Genomic DNA, 19,049 nt, shown 5'->3' on the forward strand with positions numbered 1-19,049 from the left:
CTACGCGTTCCGGATCGCCTCCACGAGTCCCGCGACAAGGAGCGCCCGTTCGGCCATGGCATCGATCACCAGGTACTCGTGGTCGGCGTGGGCGCCGCCCCCGACCGCCCCGAGGCCGTCGAGCGTCGCCACCCCGAGAGCGGCCGTGAAGTTGCCGTCGCTGCCGCCGCCGACCGCCTTGCCCTCGATGCCGGGCAGCAGCCGCCGCGCCACCGCGAAGAGCTCGGCCGAGGCCGATTCGGGCATCGGGGGCCGGCCGACGGCGCCCTGGACCGAGATCTCCGCCTCGTCGAGGTGCGGGGTCAGCGCCGCGAACGCGGATTCGACGCGTTCCTTCTCGTCGGCCGACTCGACGCGGACGTCCACGATGACCGTGGCCTCGGCGGGCACCACGTTGTCCAGGGTTCCCGCCGACGCGACGGTCGGGGTGACCGTCGTGCCGATCTCCGGCCGGCCCAGCGCCGCGATGTCCAGCACCTGGTGCGCCGCCTCGATCAGGGCGTTGACCCCGGCCGCGGGCTCCAGCCCCGCGTGCGAGGCCCGGCCCGCGATGGAGACCTGGAACGTGCCGCAGCCCTTGCGGCCGGTCTTCAGGGCCCCGCCGTCGGCGGCGCCCTCCAGCACCAGCGCGGCGCCGCACGCGAGGGCGCGCTCCTCGATGAGGGCCCGGGAGGAGTGGGAGCCGACCTCTTCGTCCGCGGTCACCAGGATCTCGACGCCCGAACGGTCGTCGAGGGAGGCCACCCCGTGCACGGCCTGCACCAGGCCGCCCAGCATGTCGAAGACGCCGGGGCCGGTCGCGTGCCCGTCCTCGACCCGGAACGGGCGGCGCTCCAGGGTGCCGAGGGGGAAGACCGTGTCGTGGTGACCGAGGATCAGCACCTTGGGCTCGCCGCCGGCCGACCAGTGGACGTGCGGGCCGGCTTCGCTCTCCACGAGGGCGGCGTGCCCGCCGAGGCGGCTCTCGATGACACCCGCGACCACTTTGGCCGATGCCGCCAAGGCGTCGATGTCGCGCGAGGGAGACTCGGTTTCCACGAGTGTCCGGAGGTCCTCGATCATCGCGTCAACGTTCACATCGACGGTCTTGTGCATCGTCATGCGGCCAGGGTATCCGGCGGGCGGTGACGGCGGGCGACGCCCCGATCCGGCCGGATTCGCGCGGCGGAGCCATGATGGAGGGACCGGGGACGGCCACTCCTCGGCGGATCCTTGGCGGATCCTCGGCGGAGAAGGAGGCGCACCTGCCATGACGGAGCACGAGCGCGGGCCGTCGGCGCAAAACCTGGAGGAAGGCCGGCTGCTCAAGGAGCTGGAGGCGATCCACCGCACGCGCCACGAGACCCTGCTGCACGGGTCCAACGACGCCCTCGTCACGCACACGGAGCGGATGAACGAGCTGGAGCGCGAGTACGTACGCCGTCACCCCCAACGCGCCCAGACGCCCGGCCGCACCCGCGAGGGCGCCCGCGCCCGCACCGGCGGCGAGTGATCTGATCACCGCCGCGGGGGCGGCTGGGGCTACTTCTGCGCGTGCTGGCCCAGATAGAAGAGCAGCCAGACGAATCCGGCGAACACGTGGGTCCCGAAGATGTAGAAGAACGCGCGCAGGGCCACGCCGTTCTCCTTCCACTTCTCGTGCCTGGCCGCCGCCTCCGCGGCCGCCCCGCCCGTCTCCTCAGCCACGCCCGCCATCCCCTCCGGCCCCGCCGTCCGGGGGCCGGGTCCGCCCCGCAGTCTAACGACCGCCCCCCGCCCGGCGGCCCGACAGACCGTCCCCGCGCGCCAACGGGACCTCGCGCGCGCCGCCGCCCGTCACGAGTCCACCGTCGCCCACAGGTCGCAGTGGTGCTCGGCCCGTACGTCGACCGGCGTGACCCCGCCGGCTCCGGGCGCCAGCGACAGCACGGCCGGCGAGGCGGTCCGCAGCCGCGGCCAGTCGGGACCGCCGGGCGCGTTCGGCGAGCCCGTCCGGGCGAACCGCGTCCAGTAGCCGGTCATCAGGCCGGACAGCTCGCGCTGCGGCCCGCTCAGCGCCGCCCCCGTCCTGAACAGGTACGGCAGTTCGAGGCCGTGCGCCGCCCCGTACGGGAAGCCCGGCACCGTCGGCAGCCCGATGAAGTCCGGAGCGTCGGGGTCGCTGAACCGGTAGCCGTACGTCGGCACGTGCCGCGCCAGCGCACCGCTGTCCCGCAGCGCCGGACAGGTGAAGGAGGCGTCGGAGGTCACCGCCGCCCAGGCCAGCGCGGGCGTCGGGTACCGCGCCGCCGGATACGCGGCCTCGACGGCCGCGGCCGAGGCCCCGAAGGACCGCGTCAGCCGGGCCCGGTAGGCGGCTTCGTCCGGGATCGGGAACGCCGCCAGCGTCGGCCCGATGAAGATCCGCATCTCGTCCCGGTTGGACCCCTGGATCACCGGCACCCGGTGGAAGCGCCCGGTCTCCAGGGCGCGGCGCGGCTCCCGGGGCAGCATCCGGTTGCCGTAGGAGACCAGGGAGAACTGCCGCATCAGCGCCGGGGTCGCCAGCGTGGCGGCGTCCAGCCCGCGCAGACAGGCCAGTACCTCGGGTCCGGTGGGCCGGTCGCAGCCGAGCGCGGCGGCCGCCGCCACCCCCTGGTCCAGCGTGCGCCGCTCGGGAACGAACGGCTTGTACGCGTCCAGCGCGGGCAGTACGGCGCCCGCCGGCATGCCCGTCGAGCAGGACCCGCTCTGCACGATCGCCCGGTGGAACAGGCCGGCGGAGGCGGGCGAGGTCAGGTGGGCGCAGACGCTGAGGCCGCCCGCCGATTCGCCGAACACCGTGACGCTGTCCGGGTCGCCGCCGAACCGGGCGGCGTTCGCCCGCACCCAGCGCAGCGCCGCCTGCTGGTCGGCGATGCTGAGGTTCGGGGCCCCGCCGAGCGCCGGGTGCCCGAACAGGCCGAAGACGCCCAGCCGGTAGTTGACGGTGACGACCACGGTGTTCCCGCGCACGGCGAGCCCGTCGGGCAGGTACGCGTCGCCGGATCCGTTGAGGAACCCGCCGCCGTGGAACCAGACCATGACGGGCCGGGGCCGCGGATGGGGCCGCAGGCTGCCGTCCGCGCCCGACGGCGTGGTGACGTTGAGGTAGAGGCAGTCCTCCGACCCGGTCGGCCCGCCCGGCTCCAGCACCGGAAGCTGCACGCAGTGCGGACCGGGCGCCCCCGCGTCGCGGACGCCGCTCCAGCGCGGGGCGGGCTCCGGAGTGCTCCAGCGCAGGGCGCCGGTCGGCGGCGCGGCGTAGGGGATGCCCTCGAAGGTGCGGTACGCCCCGTGCGCGCGGCCGCGCACCGCCCCGTGGTCGGTCTCGACGACGGGCCGGTCCGGCTCGGGCGCGGCGGCGGTGTGCCCGGCCCCGCAGGCGAGCAACACGAGCACGCCCAGCGCGGCGCTGAGGGAACGGACGAGACCTGCGTTCGCCACGGCTGACGCCCTTTCCACCGGACCGCGCGGCGGCGCGGTCCTGTTTCCCGGTCTCCGCGACCCTAAGGCTTGTCCGACGGCCCGTCAGGAAGGCGGCGCGGCATTCCCCCGGGAGAGCGCACGATCGGCCCTGGCCGTGGCGGGCCGGTGCCGTGCGGGGAGGGTGTGCGTGGTGTCCGTAGAAGCCGGACGATCAAGGGAAAGGGGAGTACCCACTCCTTTCCACTCTCAAGTTATAACGCACAGGGGGTCTTGCGGCAAGGCCCCGGTGATACCGCAGAATCCCTCCTCGAGGCCACAACCTGCGGAAATCGGAGATTCACCAAGTGCGTTTGACTGCCAGTGCGTTTGACCTTCCCGACCGTCTCGCCCCCAAGGCCGACCCGGCGCTGATCGCCGGCGACGAGCGGCACTTCTCGGCCGTGTCGGAGAGTCTCGAACAGTCGATCGCCGAGCTGTCCGACCGCCTCGACGACCTGCGCAGGGCGCCCGGCGGCCTGGGACGGGAGGCGATGGAGCGGGACGCGGAGATCCACCGCCTGACCTCCCGGCTGCGCGCCCTGCGGCGCTTCGGGCTGGACCTGTGCCTCGGACGCATCGTCAGCGCGGACGACCCCGAGCCCGTGTACATCGGACGGCTCGGCCTCACCGACGGCGAGGGGCGCCGGCTGCTGATCGACTGGCGTTCCCCCGCGGCCGAGCCGTTCTTCGCCGCGACCCACGCCAACCCGATGGGTCTGGAGAGCCGCCGCCGCTACCGCTGGACCCGCGGCCGGATCGGCGACTACTGGGACGAGGTGTTCCATGCCGACGGGTTCGAGGGACACGCCGCGCTCGACGACCAGTCCGCGTTCATCGCCAGCCTCGGCGGCAACCGGTCGGCCCGGATGCGCGACGTGCTCGGGACCATCCAGGCCGACCAGGACGCCATCGTCCGCGCGGGTTCCCGCGGCGCCCTCGTCGTCGACGGCGGCCCGGGTACGGGCAAGACCGTCGTCGCCCTGCACCGCACCGCCCACCTCCTCTACTCCGACCCGCGCCTCGGTCACCGGCGCGGCGGTGTGCTGTTCGTCGGCCCGCACCAGCCCTACCTCGCCTACGTCGCCGACGTCCTGCCCAGCCTCGGCGAGGAGGGCGTGCAGACCTGCACGGTGCGGGACCTCGTCGCCGAGGGAGCCGCGGCGCCGAACGAGAGCGACCCCGAGGTGGCCCGTCTGAAGTCGTCCGCGGACATGGTCAAGGCGATCGAGAAGGCCGTGCGCATCTACGAGGAGCCGCCCACCAAGGGCATGACGGTCACCACCCCCTGGTCCGACGTCCGGCTGACCGCCGACGACTGGGCCGAGGCGTTCGACGCGGCGTCGGGCACTCCGCACAACGAGGCGCGCGAGCAGATCTGGGAGGAACTGGTCTCGATCCTGCTGGACAAGCACGACGACGACATCTCGCCCGCCCAGTTCCGCAAGGCGCTGCTGCACGACGAGGAGCTGGTCGGCGCCCTCAACGGCGCGTGGCCGCTGCTCGAAGCGGCCGACCTCGTCGGAGACCTCTGGTCGGTACCCGCCTACCTGCGGCTGTGCGCCCCCTGGCTCGGCCGCGACGAGGTCGCGAGGCTGCGGCGCGAGGACGCCCACGCCTGGACCGTGTCCGACCTGCCGCTCCTGGACGCGGCACGCCGGCGCCTCGGCGACCCGGAGGCGGCGCGACGAGAGCGCCGGCGCAAGGCCGCCGTCGCCGCCGAACGCGAGCGCATGGCCGGCGTCATCGACGACATCCTCGCGGCCGCCGACTTCAACTCGGCCGGCGACGACAGCGAAGGCGCGGTGCGGATGCTGCGCGGGAAGGACCTCCAGGACAGCCTGATCGACGAGGGCGCCCTGCCGGGCGTCGACCCGGACCTGCTCGCCGGGCCGTTCGCGCACATCGTCGTCGACGAGGCGCAGGAACTGACCGACGCGGAGTGGCAGATGCTGCTGCTGCGCTGCCCGTCCCGCAGCTTCACCATCGTCGGGGACCGCGCCCAGTCCCGGCAGGGGTTCACGGAGTCCTGGCGGGAGCGGCTGGAGCGGGTCGGGCTCGACCGGATCAACGTGGCCTCCCTGAGCATCAACTACCGCACGCCCGAAGAGGTCATGACGCAGGCCGAGCCGGTGATCAGGGCGGTGCTCCCCGACGCCAACGTGCCGACCTCCATCCGCAGCGGCGGCGTCCCCGTCGTCCACGGCTCGGTCCGGGACCTGGACACGATCCTCGACACCTGGCTCGCCGAGCACGCCGAGGGGATCGCCTGCGTCATCGGCGACCCGTCGTTCCGGGAGACGTCCCGGGTCCGTTCGCTGACGCCGTCACTGTCGAAGGGGCTGGAGTTCGACCTGGTCGTCCTCGTCGACCCCGAGGCGTTCGGCGAGGGCGTCGAGGGGGCGGTCGACCGCTACGTCGCGATGACCCGGGCGACCCGGCAGCTCGTCGTCCTCACGAGCTCCTGACGGCGGCCCCGGTGCACGACCTAGCGGTGCTTCAGCAGCCCGCGCACGTACGCCGCCTGGCCCGCGTGCTGGAGGTCGTCGGAGATCACGCTGATCAGGCGCACCCCCAGGGTGACCGGCGGGTCCCAGCGGGTGTCGATCACCCGGTCCAGGTCGGCGGCGGCCAGGCCCCGCAGGAACCGCAGGGTCTGCTCGTGGACCGCGTCGTGGTACTCCAGCAGCGGCCCGGCCGAGTCGACCCGGACCGTTGCCACCTGCTTGGCGGTGTGTCCGTAGCCCGTGTCTGCGGCCGGCAGCGACAGGCCCAGGCGCTCCATCCAGTTCGCGGCGTGCCACACCTGTCGCTGCCCCGAGGCGTCGGCCACGTGGTCGTCCTGGACCCGGGTGAGGTGCCAGACCAGCCAGGCGATCGAGTTCGCCCGCGGATCGACCCGGGCGTTGAGTTCCTCGGCCGTCAGGCCCTCGACGGTTTCGTGCACGACCTCCCGGACGCGTCCGTAGGCGTCGGCCAGTACCTCCGTACCCTTCATGCCACCACTATGCGAGCGACCGCCCCGGACGGCATCAGGGGATGCCGGAGGGCGCGGGATGGCCCAGGCTGGACGGCATGTCCGGGGTACAGGGTTGGCTCGACCGTCTGAGGGGGCGCGCGGCAGCGCTCCGGGAGCACGGCGCGCGGGCTCGGGCGCGGCGGGAGGCGGAGTACGCCGCCGAGGACGCGCGGGAGTCCGAGACGCCGACGGAGGTGGCCGGTCCGCAGGATGCGGCGGCCGCCCCGCGCAACCCGGCCGCCTCCGTGCCCTGGGGGGTCCGGGTGGCCGCCGAGGCCGGCTGGCGCTTCCTGGTGCTCGCGGCCACGCTGTGGGTGCTGATGCGGGTGATCGGGGCCGTGCGCCTGGTCGTCCTCGCCTTCGTCGTCGCGCTCCTGGTCACCGCGCTGCTCCAGCCGACTGTGGCCCGCCTGCACCGCCGCGGGCTGTCCCGGGGCCTGGCCACGGCGCTGACCGCGATCTGCGGGTTCGTCGTGCTCGGGCTCGTCGGCTGGTTCGTGGTGTGGCAGGTATCCGACAACCTCGGCGACCTGTCCGAACGGGTCCAGGAGGGCATCGAAGAGCTCAAACGGTGGCTGCTGAACAGCCCGTTCCATGTCACCGAGGAGCAGATCAACGACATCGCGAAGAACCTCAGCGACTCCATCGGCACGAGCACCAGCGAGATCACCTCCAGCGGCCTGAAGGGGGTGACCGTGCTGGTGGAGGCCATCACCGGACTGCTGCTGGCGATGTTCTCGACGCTCTTCCTGCTCTACGACGGCCGGCGCATCTGGCAGTGGACCCTGCGGCTCGTTCCCGCCGCCGCCCGGCCCGGCGTGGCCGGAGCCGGACCGCGCGCCTGGCGCACCCTGACCGCGTACGTGCGCGGCACGTTGATCGTCGCCATGATCGACGCCGTCTTCATCGGCGTGGGCATCTACTTCCTCGGCGTCCCGCTGGCCGTCCCGATCGCCGTGGTGATCTTCCTGTCCTCCTTCGTGCCGCTGGTCGGCGCCGTCGTCTCGGGCGCGCTCGCGGTCGTCGTCGCGCTCGTCACCCAGGGGGTGTTCACCGCGCTGATGGCGCTCCTGGTGGTGTTGCTGGTGCAGCAGATCGAGGGGCACATCCTCCAGCCGTTCATCCTGGGGCGTGCCGTACGGATCCATCCGCTGGGCGTCGTCCTCGCCGTCGCCACCGGCGGGATCATCGCGGGGATCGGCGGGGCGGTCGTCGCGGTGCCGCTCGTGGCGGTCGCCAACACCGTGATCGGGTATCTGCGCACCCACGCGGCGGTGACGCGTGCCGCGGCCCCCGACCCCGGCGACGGAGGCGCGCCGTAACCCCCATTTGCCCGCCCCGAATGGCGCAGCACGCACAAGTGCCGGTGAATGTGACAGAGCGTGCGATTCCCATGACGCACGATGACCGGCGCGCACTGTGTAGACCCGCGCGTCGGCGAACGGAGCTTTCCATGAATGACCCCATCACCTTCGCGGCCCCGGAACACGACGACCGCGACGCAGCCCCCGACACGACCGCCCGCAGCGAGGAGTCCGACGGCTCCGGGCATCCGGCCCCGGCGCCCGCGCCGGCCCGCGCACCCAGCCCCCAGGAACCCCCGCCCGCGCCCGGCGCCGCACCCCTGCGGACGCTGCTGGAGACGGCGGCCACCTGCCGCCCCGTCGAGGAGGTCACCGCACTGGTCAGCCTCCTCAAGGAGAACGGCCAGCGGCCCCAGCACGGACACGACGCGCTGCGCGCGGCAGCAGTCGCCCGGCCGGTCCACGAAGTCCGGCACATGGTCGCCCTCTTGGGCGAGCACCCCCAGGAGGAGGCCGAGGCCGACATCACCCTGCGCGCCGCGGCCGTCGGCCGGCCCATCGAGGACGTGGCCCTGCTGGTCAGCATCCTCGGCACCGAGGAACCCGACAGATCCGACGGGGCCGACGGGGCCGACGCGGCCGAGGGGAACGCACCCGGACGCCCCGTCAGGGCGGCGGGCCCGCACGAGGATCCGCCCGAGGGCGCGGCCCCCGCCGGCCTCGCCGTCCCCGCCGTCCCCGCCTTCCCCGGCGGCGCCGGGGGCCCGCGGCCCCGGCCATCCCTGCGGTCCCGGCCCGGCCGGCCGCCGCGCCGGTCGCGCCCGCGCACCCGCCCGGATCCCGCGCGCTGCGCCACGTACTGCGCTGGCCGGTGGCGGCCGCGCTGCTGCTCTGCGGGGTCCTGCACCTGCCCGCCGACGCGGCCGCCCTCCCGCGGATGGGCCCGGGCGACTACCTGCCGCTCGTCGTCGCCGGACTGTGCCTCGGGCTCGGGGCGCTGCTGGTGGTACGGGACACCCCGGTGGTGTGGCGCTCGGCGGCCGTGGCCGCACTCGGCGTCGTCACCCTGCACGTGCTGGGCGGTGTGACCCTCTTCGACCCCCTGGAGGGGGCGGTCGGCGGCCCGTACGCCTGGGCGGGGATCGCCGCGGTGCTGGGCGCCGGCGCGGGCTCCGTGCTCGCCGGGGTGGCGCTGACGCGCCGGCCGGCGCCGGAGGGCGAGGCGCGCGACCGGGCCTGACACCGAGGGCCGGAGGGGTCCCGGCGGCCGGCCCGGCCGCTCGGACCCCTTCGGCACGTCCGGCGTGCTCCCCGCGCTACGCCAGCAGGTTCACCGCCCGTGTGAACACCCCCGGGAGCCGCTGGGCCAGCGGCACGATCCGCCGGGCCAGCCGGGGCCGCCCACGGGCCCAGAGCAGGGACCCGGTCAGCGTGCGATAGCCGCGCGAGAGGTCCCGCCAGGCCCCCTCGTACGCCTGCGGGCGCTCCTGCCGTACGCAGCGCACGAGTTCACCCGCCGCGGTCAGGGCCAGGGTGAGGCCCTCGCCGGTCAGCGCGTCGACGTACCCGGCGGCGTCCCCGACGAACAGCACCCGCCCCGCCACCCGGGTCCGCGCCCGCTGCCGCAGCGGCCCGGCCCCGCGCACCGCGCCGGCGGGGGCGTCCCGCAGCCGCTCGGCCAGCAGGGGGAACCGGGCCAGCTGGACGTCGTACGGAGCCTGCTCGGAGGTCAGTACGGCCACGCCGATGCGGCCGGCCGTCAGCGGAGTCACGTACGCCTCGCAGCGCGCCGACCAGTGCACCTCGACGAGGTCGCTCCACGCCTGCGCGTCGTAGTGGCGGCGCAGTCCGTAGCGCGCGGGCCGCCCCGGGACGGGCGGCGCCGACAGGCCGAGTCCGCGCCGAACGGGGGAGTGCAGGCCGTCCGCCGCGACCAGGTACCGGGCGGTCAGCCCGGCGGCCCAGACCCGGTGTCCGTCCTGGCGGACCTCCTCGACCCGGCGCGGGAGCACCCGTACGCCCAGCGCGGCGGCGCGCGCCGCGAGGGCGCCCTGGAGGTCGGTGCGCCGGATCCCGAGGCCGGGCTCCGCGCGGAAGAGGCCCTCCGCGTGCCGGCCGGTGGCGCCGTCGAGGTAGCGGATGCCGCGGAAGGGCCGGCCGGGCACGGTCACGCCGAGCTCGGCGAGCCTGCGTACGCCGCCCGGCATCAGGCCTTCGCCGCAGGCCTTGTCGATGGGGGTGGGGCGCGGCTCCAGGACCACGGCCTCCAGGCCGGCCAGCGCGCCGTGGATGGCGGTCGCCAGCCCGGCGGGGCCACCGCCGACGATCAGCAGGTCGATCACGACGCGGAACCGCCCCAAGGCCCGGCCCCTGATCCGGCGGAAGGCCCGGCAGCGGGTCCGGCCACGGGACCGGGCACGGATCCGGCGGCGGGCGCGCCGACTTCGCGCGCCGGGGCGCCCAGCCCGGCCGCGCCCAGCCCGGCCGTGTCCACGCCGGCCGCGCCCACCCCGGCCGCGTCCGCCAGGGCCGCGTCCTCGCAGCGGACGCGCACGCTCAGCAGGACCGCGTTGAGCGCGGTGAAGCCGGCCGCGGTCACCCACGCCGAGTGCACCAGCGGCAGCGCGGCCCCCTCCACCACGACCGCCACGTAGTTGGGGTGGCGCAGGATCCGGTACGGCCCGCCCGCGACCAGCGCCAGCCCGGGCACCACGAGCACCCGGGTGTTCCAGCGCGGCCCGAGCGTGGCGATGCACCACCAGCGCAGGCCCTGTGCCGCGACGGCCAGCGCCAGCGCGGACCAGCCGGGCAACGGGACGAACGGGCGGCCCGCGGCCCAGGGTTCCACCGCGCAGCCCACGAGCAGCGCGGTGTGCAGGGCCACCATCGCGGGGTAGTGCCCGCGGCCGTACTCGCGGGCGCCGCGCGCCAGGCTCCACGCGGCATTGCGGCGGGCCGTGGCCAGCTCGGCGAGCCGCTCGACCGCGACGAGGCCGAGCAGGAGCAGGTAGAGACTCAGGGACAGGGACAGGGAGGGGGTCATCGGCACGGTGTCACCAGCGCAGCAGGACGAGTTCGGAGGCGAAGCCCGGACCGAAGGCGATCATCAGCCCGACCGAGCCGGGCGCGGGCGGTTCCTCGGCCTGGATCCCGCCCAGGATGTGCAGGACGGAGGCGGAGGAGAGGTTCCCGGCGGTCGCCAGCGAGCGCCGGCTCGCCGCGAACGCGGTGTCCGGCAGGCCCAGGGTCTCCGCCAGGACGTCCAGGATCTTCGGCCCGCCGGGATGGCAGATCCAGGCGTCGACGTCCCCGGGTTTGAGGTCGTGCCCGGCCAGGAACGTCTCGACCTCCTCGGCCACGTGCAGCCGCACCAGCTCCGGGAGTTCGCGGCCCAGCACCATCCGGAAGCCCCAGTGGCCGATGTCCCATCCGAGCAGCCCCTCGGTGCCCGGGTAGAGCCGGCTGCGCGAGGCCACCACCGTGGGCCCGGGGCGGGTGTCGTGGAGGGGATGGTCGCGCCCCACCGCCAGCAGGGCGCCGGCCCCGTCGCCGAACAGGGCCCCGGCCACCAGGTTGGACATCGAGGTGTCGGTGGGCTGGAGGGTGAGCGAGCAGAGCTCCGTGGACAGCAGCAGCGCGGCGTGCGAGGGGTGTCCGGCCAGGTGGTCGTGGAGGTGGCCGAGCCCGGCGGCGCCCGCCGCGCAGCCCAGGCCGAAGAGCGGCACCCGCTTCACGTCGGGCCGCAGCCCGGCCCGGGTGACGAGCCGCGCCTCCAGCGAGGGCGTCGCGAGACCGGTCACGGTGGTCGACATGACGAGGTCGACGTCCCCCGGTGCGCAGCCGCCGTCGGCGAGGGCCAGCCCCAGGGCGCGGGCCCCGAGCTCCAGCGCCGTCCCGACGAAGAGGGCGTTCGTGCCGCCGAAGTCGTTCGAGGGCCCGTAACGCTCCAGCGGGAGCGCGAGGTTGCGGAAGTCGACCCGGACCGACGCGTGCACCCGGCGCAGCGCTCCCGTGTCGGACCCCGCCGGCAGGCAGCGGGCGAGGGCCTCGGTGATCTGCGGCTGCGGGTAGCGGTGGGGAGGGAACACGCTGCTCACTGCCAGGACACGTGTCATTGACCCAACATAGGGAACAAGTGACGTTTCGCCAGGAATCGCGCGAACCAGGCGTGCCGCCGCCTCCCGGCCCTCCCTAGAGTGGCGCCCGTGTCCGTCGCCGCACGAGAGACCCCGCTCCGCCGCGCCCGCCAGGGCCGGGTGCTGGTGGGCCTGCTGAAGGCCTGCCACCCCGTGCCGGCCGCCGCCGTGACCGTGTTCGCCGCCGCGCTGGCCGTGGCCGTGGGACGGGGGCCGGGTGGCGCCGCCGTCACGGGCTGCGCGGTCGCGGCCGGCCAGCTGTCGGTGGGCTGGTGCAACGACCGGGTCGATCTGCGCCGCGACCTGGCGACCGGCCGGCCGGACAAACCCCTGGTCGCGGGCGCCGTACGGCCCGCCGCGGTGACCGCCGCCGCGCTCACGGCGCTGCTGCTGTGCCTGCCGCTCTCGCTCGCCTGCGGGCCGCTCGCCGGGGCCGCGCACCTGTCCGGGGTGGCGGCCGCCTGGGCGTACAACCTGTGGCTGAAGGGCACGGCCGCCTCCTGGCTCCCGTACGCCCTGGCCTTCGGCCTGCTCCCGGCGTTCGTCACCCTCGGCCTGCCCGGGGCGCCCTGGCCGCCGCTCTGGCTCACGGCGGCCGCCGCCCTGCTGGGCGCGGGTGCGCACTGCGCCAACGTCCTCCCGGACATCGAGGACGACCTGGCAACCGGGGTGCGCGGCCTGCCGCACCGGCTCGGGGCGCGGCGCGCCGGCGCGCTGGCCGCGCTCCTCGTCCTCGGTTCGACCCTGGCGCTCGTCGCCGGACCGCCCGGGCCCGTCACCCCGTACGGCGGCCGGCTGCTGGCGGGCACGGCCGCGGCGGCGCTGCTCGCGGCCGCCCGACCGGGAGGCCGGATCCCCTTCCACACCACGCTGGCCATCGCGGGGGCCGACGTGGCGCTGCTCCTGGTGCGGGGCGCGGGACTGCGCTGAGCGTCACTCCCGGACCCGGAGCGCGGCGGTGTGCGCGCGGACCTGCTCCGGGGTCAGGTAGGCCTCGGTGTACTCGAAGTCGCGGAGCGTGGCGGGCTGCTGGGCCTGGAACCCGGTCCGCACGAAATCGTCCCCCGCGACGGCGTTGAGCAGCCAGTTCGTCAGCACCCGGGTCTTGGCGACATTGGTCCGCAGCGCCGACCAGTGGTAGCCGCGGGCCACCGCCTGGGCGGGGAGGCCGCGCAGTTCGATGCCGAGCGGCTTGGAGACGGCGTCCGTCCCGCCCAGGTCCACCACGAGGCCGAGGTCCTTGTGCACGTACGGCCGCAGCGGCTGGTTGCGCAGGGTGGCGATGACGCCGTCGGCGACCGCGCGTCCCTGCCGCATGGCGTGCTGCGCGGTGGGCGGGCAGACCGCGCCGTCGCCCTTGGCCAAATCCGGTACGGCGGCCGCGTCCCCGAGCGCGAAGACCCCGTCGGCGCCGGGCACGGTCAGGTCGGGCCGGACCACGAGCCGGCCCGCGAGGGTCTCGGTGCCCAGGGTCCCGACGAGGGGGCTCGCGGCGACGCCGGCCGTCCAGATGAGGGTGCGGCTGGGCAGGACCCGACCGTCGGTGAGCGTCACCTTCTCGGCGGAGACCTCCGCGACCGACACCCCGAGGGAGACCTCGATGCCGCGCCGGCGCAGGATGCCCAGGGCGGCCCGGCCGAGGCTGTCACCGAGTTCGGGCATCAGCCTGGGAGCCAGGTCGACGAGGTGCCATTTGATCTGACGGGGGTCCAGGCGGGGGTAGCGGGTGGCCGCGTGCCGGGTGAGCCGTTGCAGGCAGGCCGCCGTCTCGGTGCCCGCGTAGCCGCCGCCGACCACCACGAACCGCAGCCGGGAGGCACGTTCCTCCTCGTCCTGGCTCGCGTCCGCCAGATCCAGCTGGGCGATCACGTGGTCGCGCAGGTACGCGGCCTCGGCGAGGGTCTTCATCCCGCGCGCGTGCGTCACCAGTCCGGGGATGTCGAAAGTGCGGGTGATGCTGCCGGGGGCGAGCACGAGGACGTCGTAGGGCTGGTCCACGAGCTCGCCGGTGATCTTGCGGATCACGCAGATCCGCGCCTGCGGGTCCACCCCGACGGCGCCCCCGGGGATGATGCGCGTGCGGTGCCTGTGACTGCGGCGCAGTGAGACGGCGACGGACTGCGGGGTCAGCACACCGGCCGCCACCTGCGGCAACAGCGGCAGGTAGAGCTGGTACGAGAACGGCGTGACCAGCGAGACCTCCGCCTCGGCGGGAGAGAGCCGGCGCTCCAGCCGCCGCACGCACTCGACCCCGGCGAAGCCGGCGCCCACTACGAGAATCCTCGATCGCGACACGGTGTACGTCCCTTCGCGGCCTTTCGGGTGAGCTGCTCTCCGGGTCATCTGCCCCGTACGCCGCGCCTTGCACGGCGATTTCACGCCGAGGAGTCCCGCCGCCCGCGCACGCCCGCTCGGCGCGCCCCACCGGAGCTCCGTGGCCAGACTGGGACCAGGAGGTACGCGATGGACCCCGTAGCAGCGCTGAGCCGGATCGCCTTCCTGCTGGAGCGCGCCCAGGCACCCACGTACCGGGTCGCCGCCTTCCGTACGGCGGCGGACGCGCTCGTACGGATGGGTGAGCGCGAGGCCGCCGAGCGGGCCGTGGCGGGAACCCTGGAGGCGGTGAAGGGCATCGGCCCCAAGACCGCCCAGGTCGTACGGGAGGCACTCGCCGGGGAGATCCCCGCGTACCTCCAGCGGCTGGAGGACGAGGTGGCGGCCCACCCCGAGGGCGAACGGGCGACGCCCGAGGGCCTGGCCCTGCGGGCCGCCCTGCGCGGCGACTGCCACCTGCACTCCGAGTGGTCCGACGGAGGCAGCCCCATCGAGGCCATGGGCCGCACGGCCGCCGAGCTCGGACACGAGTGGGCCGTCCTCACCGACCACTCGCCGAGCCTGAAGGTCGCCCGGGGCCTCTCCCCGCAGCGGCTGCGCGAACAGCTCGACGTGGTGGCCGGGCTGAACGCGGGCTGGGCGCCGTTCCGGCTGCTCACCGGCATCGAGTGCGACATCCTGGAGGACGGCTCCCTCGACCAGGAACCCGAACTCCTCGACGAGCTGGACCTCGTCGTCGCCTCCGTGCACTCCAAGCTGCGCATGGACGCGCCCGCGATGACCAAGCGGCTGCTGGCCGCCGTGCGCAACCCGCTCATGGACGTCCTCGGGCACTGCACGGGGCGGCTGGTCACCGGCAAGACCCGGCCCGAGTCCCGGTTCGACGCCGAGGCCGTCTTCGCGGCCTGCGCGGAATCCGGGACCGCCGTCGAGATCAACAGCAGGCCCGAGCGGCTGGACCCGCCCCGGCGGCTGTTGAAGCAGGCCGTGGAGGCCGGGACCCTCTTCGCCGTCGACACTGACGCGCACGCCCCCGGCCAGCTGGACTGGCAGCTCCTCGGCTGCGAACGGGCCGTGGAGTGCGGGGTCGAGGCCGAGCGGATCGTCAACACCTGGCCCGAGGAGGACCTGCTCCGCTGGACCCGCACCCGTCGGCCCCCGGCCGCCTGACGTCAGGCGGCCGGGGGCCGGGGGCCGGGCATCAGACATCGGATGTCAGACGTCGTCCTCGCGGGCCGTGGTGAGGGTGAACAGCGCCCCGTCCGGGTCGCGCAGGGCCACCCACCGCTCGGTGTCGTTCTCGATGACGTCCGAAACGGTGCGCCCGCCCAGGTCCCCGGCCGCCGTGAGGGCCGGGCCGAGATCCGGGACCCGGAAGTGGACGTGCCAGCGCGGCCGGGCGTGCGCGAAGTAGGCCGCCGTCTCGACCGGACCGCTGTTCAGCCGGGCGACGGGCTCGCCGCCCTGCCGCAGCACGACCTGGTCCTCCTCGTAGGAGACCTCGCAGCAGCCGGGGCGCCCGGTGGCCCACTCCAGCACCTCGCCGTAGAAGATCGCCGACTCCAGCGCGTTGCGCGTCCGCAGCTCCAGCCACGCCGGAGCCTGCCCCGCGCCCACCCGCCAGTCGGCCGCCACCGTGCCCTCCCAGATCCCGAAGACCGCGCCGTCCCGGTCCGCCACCAGGGCCGCCCGGCCCCCCGACTCGAACGAGACCGGCCCGACGGCGATCGTCCCGCTGCGCTCCCGGATCCGGTCCACCGCCACATCGACGTCGTCGACGGCGAAATACGGGGTCCAGGCCACCGCCATCGCCAGATCGGCGGCCAGCGCCCCGATACCCGCCACGGGTACCCCGTCGGCCTCGGCGACAGAGAAAGCGTCGCCGAGGCGGGCCGGCCGGAACTTCCAGCCCACGACCGCGCCGTAGAACCGCTGTGCCGCCTCGAGGTCGCGAGCCATCAGGCTCACCCAGCACGGGGCCCCGAAGACGTCCCTCGTGGAGATCCGGTTTCCCTGCCTCATGCCTTCGAGCGTACGCGCGGACGGCCCGGGAGGCCGGGCCGCGGTGATCGCGGCGCCGCCGCGCCGGGACTGCGAAACCGGGCCCGTGCACCTGGCTGCAGCCCGGCCCCGCACCCCGGGCGGATCCGGGACGCGCGGGTCATGCCGGTGTACGAGTTCACCGCCGGCGGGGGTCACCTCACCGGCGGAGTTCTTCTCGCCGGAGAACCTCGACCGGGTGCTCGCGCCGGCCGACCGGCAGGTGCCCACGGGCGCCGCCCGCCCCGCCGCTCACCACCAGTAGGCGGGGTACCGCGGCGCCTTGCGGCGCACCCGGGAAGCCGCGTACCCGGTGAGCACCAGCAGGACCGTCGAACCGAACAGCAGCGGGACGAACCGGGCCGGGGCCGGGGTCTGGAGCACGACGATCACGGCCGTGGCCACGGCCGGCGAGTGCGGGGTGCGGGCCACCATGTTCAGCGCGAGCGTGACACCCGCCGCGACGGCCGCCGCCCAGGCGCTGCCGCCCGCCGCCGCGAGGACGGCGTAGCCCACGGCGCACCCCACCAGGTGGCCGACGATGACCCCGCGCGGCTGGGCCAGCGGCAGCGTGGGGGCGCTGTGGACCAGCGCGGCACTGGCGGCCAGCGGGGGTATCAGCACCGGCTCGTGGATCATCGCGCCGATCCCGACGAGTCCCAGCAGGACGGCGGTCACCGCGCTGATGCTGTGGAACGCGGCCGCCGGGGTGGGCCGGGACGGAGCCCGGGCGAGGCCCGGCGCGGGGGTCGGTGCGGGCGTGGGCGGGGCGGGCGTCGGCTGCGGGTGCAGCGCCGCGTCGGTGCTCATGTGCGGAGTTTCCGGGCAGGGGGAAGTGCGCGACGACTGTATCCGCCCGGCGTCCGACGGCCGCTGCGGGGGTGGGTGAATGGTCAATCAACCCGGACGGCGGGTCCTGATCGTGTATGACTGCCACTGCACCGCTGAGGGCCGCGCTCGATCCCGGAGGGTCGCGAACGGCCCCGGGAAGGACGAGCTGATGACGCAATTCCGCCATGCCGAGGTCCTCGCGGAACTCGACTCGGTGATCGCCGGCGCCCCCGCCGACGCGACCGGCGCGCTCTGGCGGCTGACCGGCAGCCCGCGCGGCCTCGACTCCAACCTCATCCGGCTGCCGCCCGGCGGCGTCATCCCGGAACACGCCGAGCCCGCCCTCGACGTCCTGCTCGTCGTCGTCGAGGGCGCCGGCACGCTGGCCGGCGAGGACGGCCCGCACCGGCTGCGGCCGCACGCGGTCGCCTGGCTGCCCAAGGGGTCCCGCCGCTCGTTGACCGCCGGACCCGACGGGATGGCGTACCTGACGGTGCACACCCGCCGCCCCGGCCTGGGCATCGCGCCCGCCCCGGCCGACGGCCAGGGCGGCGAGAGCGCCTGCCTGCTCCACCGGGTCTGCGCCGACTGCGGACGGCTCGCCACCGAACCGGGCGCCCGCTACTGCGCGCGGTGCGGCAGCCCGCTGCCGGAGTCCGGGTGAACCCGGGCCCCGGCCCCCACGACCTCGACGCCGCCGTGGCGCTGAGCGTGCGCGCGCTCCGCGAGGTGGCCGGCCTCGACTGGTCCGCCCCGGCCGCCGGCCTGGAGTGGAGCTGCCGCGACACCGCCGTGCACCTGGCGGGCGACCTCACCGGCTTCGCCGCGCAGCTCGCGGGCCGGGTGAGCGACTCGTACCTGCCCTTCCTGGTCGGCGTCGCTCCCGGCACCCCGCCCGGCGGGCTGATCGACCTCGTCGAGGCGGGCGGGCGGCTGCTCCGCGCCGCCGTGTACGCGGCCGGCTCCGGCGACCGGGCCTGGCACCCGGCCGGCTGGGCGGGGGCCGACGGATTCGCCGCGATGGGGGTGACCGAGATCCTGCTGCACACCCACGACATCCTGCGCGGCCTGGGCACCCCGGACCGGGCGGTCTCCCCGTACCTGGCCGCCCGCGTCCTGGACCGCCTCTTCCCGCACACCCCGCGCGGAGCCGGCGGGGACCCGTGGGACCGCCTCCTGTGGGCGACGGGCCGAGCCGACCTGCCGGACCTGCCCCGCCCGCGGGTCTGGCGCTGGTACAACGAGCCGGTCCGGGCGCGCGGCGTGACGCTCTGCGAGATCTCCCCGGCGCTCGCCGCCGACCTGCACGCCGGCGGCACCGGCGGCTTCGCCTGGGCAGACGACGGGCCAGCCGAAGGCACCCGGTTCGCGGCCGGGACGGTGGCGAAGGCGCGCGAGGAGGGCACGTACCGGCCGGGCTGGGGCGCGTACGCGATCGTCCGCGACAGCGACCGCCGGGCGGTCGGCGGCATCGGCTTCCACGCCGCCCCCGACGGCGGAGGCCACGCGGAGATCGGCTACGACCTCGTCCCCTCGGCGCGCGGCGCGGGCCACGCGACCGAGGCGCTGCGGGCGCTGTGCGCCTGGGCGTTCGCCCAGCCCGGTGTGACCGGGCTGCACGCCGAGGTGGAGGAGGGCAACGCGCCCTCGCACGCGGTGCTGCGGCGGGCCGGATTCCGGCCGGCGGGACACGGCGAGGGCGGGGCCCGGTACGCCTTGACCCCGGCGGCGTTGCGCGCCCGGACCGGCGGGCGGGAGAACCGCTAGTCTCCGTAACGGACGCCGATGCCCGACCACCGAAGCCCCGCGTCACCGAAGCCCCGCGTCACCGAAGCCCGGCGTCAACGAAGCCCCGCGCCCGACCACCGACGCCGTACGCCCGATGCCCGGTACCCGACCGGAAGGCAGGTCCCCCGATGGTGA

17 protein-coding genes and 1 pseudogene are annotated in these 19,049 nt (G+C 75.3%); 8 read left to right on the plus strand and 10 right to left on the minus strand.

From position 1 onward, the window contains the following. A complete protein-coding gene (locus OG982_RS29580) occupies window positions 1-1,101 on the minus strand; it encodes a M20 family metallopeptidase (protein ID WP_266781551.1) in 1,101 nt (366 codons plus the stop codon). A gap of 148 nt (window positions 1,102-1,249) precedes the next feature. Between OG982_RS29580 and OG982_RS29585 the strand changes: the two genes are divergently transcribed. Beyond that, a complete protein-coding gene (locus tag OG982_RS29585; RefSeq protein WP_266781549.1) occupies window positions 1,250-1,492 on the plus strand; it encodes a DUF6158 family protein in 243 nt (80 codons plus the stop codon). 29 nt (window positions 1,493-1,521) lie between these two features. On the opposite strand, the gene OG982_RS29590 is transcribed toward OG982_RS29585, so the two are convergent. Next, window positions 1,522-1,686 (minus strand): DUF6126 family protein, encoded by a 165-nt coding sequence (locus tag OG982_RS29590; RefSeq protein WP_266781547.1) that lies wholly within the window; start codon window positions 1,684-1,686, stop codon window positions 1,522-1,524. Window positions 1,687-1,815: 129 nt separating this feature from the next. Continuing rightward, complete coding sequence (locus OG982_RS29595; protein ID WP_266949824.1) at window positions 1,816-3,444, minus strand: carboxylesterase/lipase family protein; 1,629 nt, start codon at window positions 3,442-3,444, stop codon at window positions 1,816-1,818. Between the two features lie 326 nt (window positions 3,445-3,770). On the opposite strand from OG982_RS29595, the gene helR reads away from it, so the two are divergent. Further along, window positions 3,771-5,930, plus strand: coding sequence for an RNA polymerase recycling motor ATPase HelR (gene helR, locus OG982_RS29600; RefSeq protein ID WP_266781543.1), 2,160 nt, complete (start codon window positions 3,771-3,773; stop codon window positions 5,928-5,930). A gap of 20 nt (window positions 5,931-5,950) precedes the next feature. On the opposite strand, the gene OG982_RS29605 is transcribed toward helR, so the two are convergent. After that, window positions 5,951-6,460, minus strand: coding sequence for a DinB family protein (locus tag OG982_RS29605; RefSeq protein WP_266949825.1), 510 nt, complete (start codon window positions 6,458-6,460; stop codon window positions 5,951-5,953). 77 nt (window positions 6,461-6,537) lie between these two features. Between OG982_RS29605 and OG982_RS29610 the strand changes: the two genes are divergently transcribed. Then, window positions 6,538-7,803, plus strand: a complete 1,266-nt coding sequence (locus OG982_RS29610; RefSeq protein ID WP_266949827.1) for an AI-2E family transporter — start codon at window positions 6,538-6,540, stop codon at window positions 7,801-7,803. An 853-nt stretch (window positions 7,804-8,656) separates the two neighbouring features. Next, window positions 8,657-9,025 carry a hypothetical protein gene (locus tag OG982_RS29615; protein ID WP_266949829.1) on the plus strand — a complete coding sequence of 123 codons (369 nt, stop codon included), beginning with the start codon at window positions 8,657-8,659 and terminating at the stop codon, window positions 9,023-9,025. A gap of 76 nt (window positions 9,026-9,101) precedes the next feature. Here OG982_RS29615 and OG982_RS29620 read toward each other — a convergent pair whose 3' ends face one another. The 3 genes and pseudogenes from OG982_RS29620 to OG982_RS29630 form a co-directional block, all read right to left on the minus strand. Then, window positions 9,102-10,127: an NAD(P)/FAD-dependent oxidoreductase gene (locus OG982_RS29620; protein ID WP_266781535.1), complete on the minus strand. Its 1,026-nt coding sequence runs from the start codon at window positions 10,125-10,127 to the stop codon at window positions 9,102-9,104. Window positions 10,128-10,306: 179 nt separating this feature from the next. Next, window positions 10,307-10,804: pseudogene (locus OG982_RS29625) on the minus strand (isoprenylcysteine carboxyl methyltransferase family protein); the annotation flags it as partial. A 34-nt stretch (window positions 10,805-10,838) separates the two neighbouring features. Then, on the minus strand, window positions 10,839-11,900 hold the full coding sequence (locus OG982_RS29630; protein ID WP_266949830.1) for a type III polyketide synthase: 1,062 nt from the start codon (window positions 11,898-11,900) through the stop codon (window positions 10,839-10,841). Window positions 11,901-11,990: 90 nt separating this feature from the next. Between OG982_RS29630 and OG982_RS29635 the strand changes: the two genes are divergently transcribed. Beyond that, a complete protein-coding gene (locus tag OG982_RS29635) occupies window positions 11,991-12,851 on the plus strand; it encodes a UbiA family prenyltransferase (RefSeq protein ID WP_266949832.1) in 861 nt (286 codons plus the stop codon). A gap of 3 nt (window positions 12,852-12,854) precedes the next feature. Here OG982_RS29635 and OG982_RS29640 read toward each other — a convergent pair whose 3' ends face one another. Continuing rightward, entirely contained in the window at window positions 12,855-14,216 is a 1,362-nt protein-coding gene (locus tag OG982_RS29640) for an NAD(P)/FAD-dependent oxidoreductase (protein ID WP_266949834.1), read from the minus strand. Between the two features lie 168 nt (window positions 14,217-14,384). Between OG982_RS29640 and OG982_RS29645 the strand changes: the two genes are divergently transcribed. Beyond that, complete coding sequence (locus OG982_RS29645; RefSeq protein ID WP_266949836.1) at window positions 14,385-15,425, plus strand: PHP domain-containing protein; 1,041 nt, start codon at window positions 14,385-14,387, stop codon at window positions 15,423-15,425. Between the two features lie 45 nt (window positions 15,426-15,470). Here OG982_RS29645 and OG982_RS29650 read toward each other — a convergent pair whose 3' ends face one another. Both OG982_RS29650 and OG982_RS29655 read right to left on the minus strand, forming a co-directional pair. Beyond that, complete coding sequence (locus OG982_RS29650; RefSeq protein WP_266781528.1) at window positions 15,471-16,277, minus strand: VOC family protein; 807 nt, start codon at window positions 16,275-16,277, stop codon at window positions 15,471-15,473. A gap of 270 nt (window positions 16,278-16,547) precedes the next feature. Next, window positions 16,548-17,105 carry an HPP family protein gene (locus tag OG982_RS29655; protein ID WP_266781526.1) on the minus strand — a complete coding sequence of 186 codons (558 nt, stop codon included), beginning with the start codon at window positions 17,103-17,105 and terminating at the stop codon, window positions 16,548-16,550. Between the two features lie 190 nt (window positions 17,106-17,295). Here OG982_RS29655 and OG982_RS29660 point away from each other — a divergent pair, with 190 nt between their 5' ends. Together OG982_RS29660 and OG982_RS29665 are read left to right on the plus strand one after the other, a co-directional pair. Continuing rightward, window positions 17,296-17,790 (plus strand): hypothetical protein, encoded by a 495-nt coding sequence (locus tag OG982_RS29660; protein ID WP_266781524.1) that lies wholly within the window; start codon window positions 17,296-17,298, stop codon window positions 17,788-17,790. After that, complete coding sequence (locus OG982_RS29665) at window positions 17,787-18,893, plus strand: GNAT family N-acetyltransferase (RefSeq protein WP_266949838.1); 1,107 nt, start codon at window positions 17,787-17,789, stop codon at window positions 18,891-18,893. The genes OG982_RS29660 and OG982_RS29665 overlap by 4 nt, the downstream gene beginning before the upstream one ends. Window positions 18,894-19,049: the final 156 nt, after the last annotated feature.

The sequence above is a fragment of the Streptomyces sp. NBC_01551 genome, assembly GCF_026339935.1.
Taxonomy (GTDB): domain Bacteria; phylum Actinomycetota; class Actinomycetes; order Streptomycetales; family Streptomycetaceae; genus Streptomyces.